Source organism: Allobosea sp. (genome assembly GCF_017308015.1).
GTDB lineage: Bacteria > Pseudomonadota > Alphaproteobacteria > Rhizobiales > Beijerinckiaceae > Allobosea.
Window position 1 is genome coordinate 59,213 of the sequence record NZ_JAFKFW010000030.1, and the last position, 6,000, is coordinate 65,212.

At 64.0% G+C, this 6,000-nt stretch carries 7 protein-coding genes and 1 pseudogene; 3 read left to right on the plus strand and 5 right to left on the minus strand.

Features of this window, described 5'->3' with window-relative positions:
* Window positions 1–121: 121 nt before the first annotated feature.
* The 3 genes and pseudogenes from J0I42_RS24120 to J0I42_RS20845 form a co-directional block, all read left to right on the plus strand.
* Window positions 122–205: pseudogene (locus tag J0I42_RS24120) on the plus strand (hypothetical protein); the annotation flags it as partial.
* A complete protein-coding gene (locus J0I42_RS24125; protein ID WP_465247703.1) occupies window positions 202–414 on the plus strand; it encodes a hypothetical protein in 213 nt (70 codons plus the stop codon). The pseudogene J0I42_RS24120 and the gene J0I42_RS24125, both read left to right, overlap by 4 nt.
* Entirely contained in the window at window positions 411–767 is a 357-nt protein-coding gene (locus J0I42_RS20845) for a DUF2200 domain-containing protein (protein ID WP_291657659.1), read from the plus strand. Before J0I42_RS24125 ends, J0I42_RS20845 begins: the two co-directional genes overlap by 4 nt.
* Window positions 768–971: 204 nt before the next feature.
* Here J0I42_RS20845 and J0I42_RS20850 read toward each other — a convergent pair whose 3' ends face one another.
* From J0I42_RS20850 to J0I42_RS20870, 5 genes are all read right to left on the minus strand, one after another.
* Window positions 972–2,057: an ABC transporter ATP-binding protein gene (locus tag J0I42_RS20850; protein ID WP_291657660.1), complete on the minus strand. Its 1,086-nt coding sequence runs from the start codon at window positions 2,055–2,057 to the stop codon at window positions 972–974.
* 2 nt (window positions 2,058–2,059) lie between these two features.
* Window positions 2,060–3,769, minus strand: coding sequence for an ABC transporter permease (locus J0I42_RS20855; RefSeq protein WP_291657661.1), 1,710 nt, complete (start codon window positions 3,767–3,769; stop codon window positions 2,060–2,062).
* Window positions 3,759–4,817 (minus strand): ABC transporter substrate-binding protein, encoded by a 1,059-nt coding sequence (locus J0I42_RS20860; RefSeq protein WP_291657662.1) that lies wholly within the window; start codon window positions 4,815–4,817, stop codon window positions 3,759–3,761. The genes J0I42_RS20855 and J0I42_RS20860 overlap by 11 nt, the downstream gene beginning before the upstream one ends.
* Window positions 4,818–5,043: 226 nt before the next feature.
* Window positions 5,044–5,727 (minus strand): class II aldolase/adducin family protein, encoded by a 684-nt coding sequence (locus J0I42_RS20865; RefSeq protein WP_291657663.1) that lies wholly within the window; start codon window positions 5,725–5,727, stop codon window positions 5,044–5,046.
* A 28-nt stretch (window positions 5,728–5,755) separates the two neighbouring features.
* Window positions 5,756–6,000: hypothetical protein (locus J0I42_RS20870; RefSeq protein ID WP_291657664.1), on the minus strand; the 245-nt coding region annotated here is incomplete at its 5' end.

Consider the following 6,000-nt stretch of genomic DNA (forward strand, 5'->3'; position numbering starts at 1 on the left):
CCATGACCCGACGCGCGATCTGATCCTCCGAAGCTGAAGTGAACCGCTCCGGGTTTGTCGGAGTGGCCTTCCTTGCCTCGGTCATCCCTTCCATCCGCTTGGCAAGCCGGAGCAATCGCGGACCAGCTATCTTGTCGATCTGCGGACCCCCACCCTCATCGCGCAAGGAACGTGGGACGAGTTGGCAATCGGGAGGAGGTCTTGAGCTATAATCTGTCGCCGCTGATTGATATCCTCTGGTTGGAGGATGGCGATCACGTTCTGGAGTCTCGGGTTTCCGGTTTTTCAGCGGTCGATCATTTCGTGACCATCGCCGACACAACTCTTGCCCGGGTCGAGCGGCTCAAAGACTCGACGGGGCGATATGGATACCGGCAGCCCGCACGAGCTGCGCCGAGAAAGCGCAAGGGATGACCCAGCACCGCATCTACAGAATGAGCTTTGCCAGGATTTATCCGCTTCTCGTCGCCAAGGCGGAGAGGAAGGGCCGCACCAAGGCGGAGGTCGACCAGGTCATCCACTGGCTGACCGGCTATGACCAAGGGGCGCTTGCCTCCCAGTTGGCGAAGAACTCGGATTATGAGACCTTTTTCGTCCAAGCGCCGGCACTCAATCCTGCGCGCTTCGGCATAAAAGGGATTGTCTGCGGTGTCCGCGTCGAGGAAATCGCCGAGCCGGTGATGCGGGAAATCCGCTACTTGGACAAGCTCATCGATGAGCTTGCTCGAGGGAAGGCGATCGACAAGATCTTACTCCGTCGACCATAGTCGGCGCGCTTGCCCGGGGCGCGCCGCAACCCGACATTGGATACCTGCCTAAGGCGGGCGTTATTGAGCCGCAGGTCTTGGATCGCCGAAAGAGCACTCCCAGGCGCAATGACCTGTTTCACCATATCCGGCCACGGTGGTACTTCGGCTTCGGTGCTTTGCGCGTGGGAAGCGATTACCCTCTTCTGGCCGGCCGCAAATCGCTCAGTGTTGTGCTAGGAGAGCAACATTGCGTCCCGGAAGCCGCAAAACGACGGCCTCTCCACTTTGAAAGAGCCTGTTGCTTACGGGGTTTGAAACGACGACCTGAAAGCAGCGCTCGCCGCTGCGTATCAGATATTCTGCCCTGGCTCCGAGATAGACCATGCTTTCGATCTGGCAAGCCAGGCCATCGCCATCGCGGGCCAGTTCGAGTGCTTCCGGTCTCACGACCGCTCTGACTCGTTGGCCGCGGCTGAGCGTGGCCGGCGTCTCGAGGGACCAGCGCAGCCCGTCGACATCGAGGACGGCGGAGCCGGCCCCAACCTCCCTGACCGTACAGTCGACCAGGTTCGCGCCGCCAAGGAAACCTGCGACGAAGGCCGAGACGGGCCGCTGATAAAGGTCCTCCGCGGTGCCGATCTGCGCGATCCGGCCTTCGCTCATGATTGCGATGCGATGCGAGATCGCCATCGCTTCTTCCTGGTCATGGGTCACGTAGACCGTGGTGATCGCCAGTTCGCGCTGCAGCCTCGCAATTTCGCCGCGCATCTGGACGCGCAGCTTCGCGTCGAGATTGGAGAGCGGCTCGTCGAAGAGAAGCACGCGCGGCCTGATCGCGATCGCGCGCGCCAGCGCTACGCGCTGCTGCTGACCGCCCGAGAGTTCGGTGATCATCCGCTCGCCGAAACCCGACAAGCCGACTTGCTCCAGTCCCTCTCCGACGCGTCGGACGATCTCGTCATGGCCGATGCCCTTGACCCGCAAGCCGTAGGCGACGTTTTCGAAGACCGAGAGATGCGGAAACAACGCGTAGTTCTGGAAGACGAAGCCGATGTCGCGGCGATTGGCCGGCAGATCGGTGACATCCTGCTCGCCGAAGCGGATCCGGCCGCTGCTGGGTGGCTGAAAGCCGGCGATCATCCGCAGCGTCGTCGTCTTGCCGCAGCCGGAGGCGCCGAGCAGCGTCAGAAGCTCGCCGGGCCTGATATCGAGATCAAGCTTGTCCACGGCGGTCACGTCGCCGCGCCGCTCGTGGCGGAAGACGGCCGAGAGCGCCTCGAGCCGGATACCGAGAGGTTGCGTCGCCATGCTCAGGTTCCGATCTTCGAGACGCGCAGGTTCGGCGCGGTCAGGTAGCGCAAGGCGCCGTTGAGCAGGCCCGAGACCGCCAGCACGACGACGATGACGAAGACCGAGAAGGCCGCAGCCGGCCCGAGCGCGACTTCGGTCATGTTCTCCAGGATCTTCACCGTGATCAGCGTCCAGTCGATTGAAACGAGGAAGATGGTGGCGCTGATCGCCGTCATCGAGCGGATGAAGACGACTCCGAGGCCGGCGAAGAAGGCGGGCAGGATCAGCGGCAGCATCACCCGCCGGAAGGTGGTGAAGCGATTGGCGCCCAGGCTCGTCGAGGCTTCCTCCATGCTGCGGTCGATCTGCTGGAGCAGGGCGATGGTGGTGCGGATGCCGGTTGGGCTGTAGCGGAAGACGTAGCACGCGACGATGATCAGTGCTGTGCCGGTCAGCGCGAAGGGCTTGTCGTTGAAGGCGAGAAGGTAGGCGATGCCGACGATCGTGCCGGGCAGCGCGTAGTTGAGCATGCTGATCAGCTCCATCGCGCGCCGACCGGTGAACCGGGTGCGCCCGACGAGATAGCCGACGACGATGCCATAGAGCCCGCCGAGCGGCATCCCGATCAGGGCGATGATCAGCGTCTGCCGGATCGCGGGCAGGCCTTCGGTGAAGATCACATGGTAATGCGCCAGCGTCAGCGTGTGGTTGGCACCGAAAGCCATCACGATCGAGGCGCAGAACAGCAGGGCGTAGAAATAGAGGATCGCCACGGTGACGAACAGGCACAGCGCGATCAGGCCGAAACGGGCGGCGTGCGAGACGGAGTCGAGCTTCCCGCTGGCGGCCGCCTTGCCGGTCACGGTGACATAGGAGCGCCCGGCCACGAGCCGCTCCTGCGCATAGTAGACGACGCCGGCGGGGGCGAGCAGCAGCAGCGACAGGATCGCGCCGCTCTTCAGGTCGAACAGGCCGGTGATCTGAAGATAGGCCTCGGTCGGTAACACCGGGAAGTCGCTGCCGGAGAGGATCAGCGGGGTGGCGAAATCGGCCAGCGAACAGCCGAATAGCAGCAGGAACGCGTTGGCGAGGCCAGGCAGGATCAGCGGCAGCGTGACCGTCCGGAAGATATGCCAGCGCGAGCCGCCGAGGCTGAAGGCGGCCTCCTCGAGGCTGGTGCCGATCGAGGCGATCATCGGTCGCAGGGCGAGATAGGCGATCGGGAAATAGGTGAAGGTTTCGGCCGCGAAGGTGCTGGTGAAGCCGTAGACCTTGGCATTGCCGATGCCGAGCAGGTCATAGGTGATCAGCCCGCGCGGCCCGAAGGAGAAGACGAAGGCGATGGACGTGGTGAAAGGCGGCGAGATCAGCGGCAGGAAGGTCGCAAGGTCGATCAGCTTCGCCGCGCGCCGCCCCAGCCCGGCCCGTTCGACCGTGAAGGCGAAGACGAGCCCGACCAGGGTTCCCGCAAACCCCACCATCAGCGCCAGCACAAGGCTGTTGCGCAACGCCCGCAGGTTGTTGGGGTTCTGCACCGCCGCGAGCAGCGGCGCAGCCGAAAAGCTGCCGTCCTCGAAGACGGTGCGCAGCAGCAAGGCGCCGAGCGGATAGATGATGAACAGCAGCATCAGCGCCCAGAGGGCGAGCATCGCGCCCGCCCCCAGCCAGCGTGACGCTCCTGCGGTTGCAGCGGCGCCCGGCGTCATGTCCTGCATCGGGTCAGCTGGCATTCAGGACTTCGGCCACCCAGCGCTCGACGATGCGCTTGCGGTTCTCGCCCGCCCATTTGTCGTCGATCTCGATGATCTTTGCCTTCTTGAGCACCTCTGCCAGCGCCGGGTCGGGCGCGACCTTGGGATGAGCCGGCAGGAAGTTGATCTTGGCGGGGGCGAGCTTCGACTGCATGGCCGGGCTCGTCGCCCAGTCGATCAGCTTGCGGGCGGCTGCCCCGTTTTTGTTGCCCTTGACCAGGGCGATGCATTCTGCCGCTGAACCGATGCCCTCCTTCGGGAAGGAGATGGCGACATCATAGCCTTTCTGCTGGGTGAAGAGCGCATCGACGATGAAGAAGATGCCGCCCGCGGCCTGACCGAGACCGACCGGGACGGTGCCGCCGCCACCGCTCTTGGTATAGGCTTGGATGTTCTTGCGCAGCTTCTTCAGATAGGCGAAGGCGGCGTCCTCGTTGCGGTCATGCACCTGCAGCACCGAGAAGATACGGGTTATCGCGGTGCCGGAGGTGCGGGCGTCCGCCATCTGCAACTGGCCGGCATAGGCGGGATTCAGCAGGTCCTCCCACGAGGCAGGCGGCTGCAGGTTGTGCTCCTTGAGGAACTTGGCGTTGGTCATGAAGACCAGTGGATCGTCGGCGATCGCCGTCCACATCCCCTGCGCGCTCTTGAAGCGAGCCGGCAGATCGGCGGCGCTCGGCGGCACATAGGCCTCGAATATTCCTTGCTGCTCACCGGCGGTGAACGTCTCGACCGGGCCGCCGAACAGCAGATCGACCTGGGGATTGTTCTTCTCGGCGATCAGGCGCGCCAGAGCTTCCCCGGACGAGAAGCGGATGAAGGTCACCTTGATGCCGGTTTCCTTCTCGAAGGCTTCAAGCATCGGCCGGGCGTAGTTCTCCGGCCAGATCGCGTAGGCTTTCAGGCTCTCGGCAGCGGCGGCCCTTCCGGCGATGAAAGGCGCCGCAATCGCGCCTGCCATGGCGGTGGTGACGCTGCGCCGGCTAAGATATGGGGCGCGGTCCTGGCTTTTCGTCTTGTCGCTCATATCTTCCTCCCGTTTGATTTTTTGGAAACTGACCGGCTCAGACCCTGAGGAGCGCCGGCAACGCTTCACACCCGCTACATTAAAGGCTTGCCGCCCGAGTGGAAGGGCTTGAATGAGCGATGGCTGGCATGCCCGTGTTCAGGGCCTTTGGAAAATCGGCTTGCCGGATGAGCACCTTTCACCGCCTCCTCAATATCGAACGGCTCCGCGGACGGGAGCTTCCTGATCAGGCTTTCGTCTTTCCAGACGGGCCTTCGTCCATGCGCAACAGCTCGCGGTCGGGAAAATCAGGCGTACCGTAGCTTGCGAACAGCCCAAGCACTCCCGCCATTTCATCTTCGTCCAGCGTCTTGGGATCACCCGCCGCGCGTGCCAGCAGATAGACTGCGGCCAGTTCGTCGACCTCGCGCGCCAGGGCGAGCGCCTTTTCCGGCGTCGCGGCGATCACGATCATGCCGTGATGAGCGAGCAGGCAGGCCTTGCGGCCGCTCAATGCGGCAAGAGCGAGTTCCGAAAGTGCTTTGGTCCCGAAACGTGCATAGGGAGCGCAGCGGATCGACGAACCTCCGGCGACGGCGACCATGTAGTGAAAGGCTGGAATTCCCTCTTCCAGGCAGGCCAGCGCCGTCGCGTGCCGCGAATGGGTATGGAGGATCGCCCCGGCATCGGGCCTCGCCCGCATGATGTCGGCATGGAAACGCCATTCGCTGGAGGGCCGCAGCGGCCCGCGCCAGCGCCCGTCCTCGGTGAGGATCGCGAGATCGGCCGGCTCCATTGCGTCATAAGCCAGTCCGGAGGGCGTGATCAGGCAATGGCGCGCGTCGAGCCGGACGCTGAGATTGCCGGAGGTACCGTGGTTGAGGCCGCTCGTATTCATCGCGCGGCAGGCCGCGACCATGCGCTGCCGCATGTCCGCCTCCAAGGTGGCCGCCCAACCGTCAGACAAGGGCTTCCTCCTTCTTGCCGAGCAGCGTGAACAGCACGACCAGAGGCAGGAAGGTCAGCAGGATCAGCACCGTGCCGAGCGCCGAGGCGACGCCGAAATTGCCGTTCACAACCTCGTTGAAGATCTCGATCGCGACGGTCGCCGTCGTTCCCGATTGCAGGATCAGCGTCGCGCTGAGCTCGCGGATCGTGTTCGACCAGGTCAGCAGCGCGCCCGACAGGATCGCCGTCGCCAGCA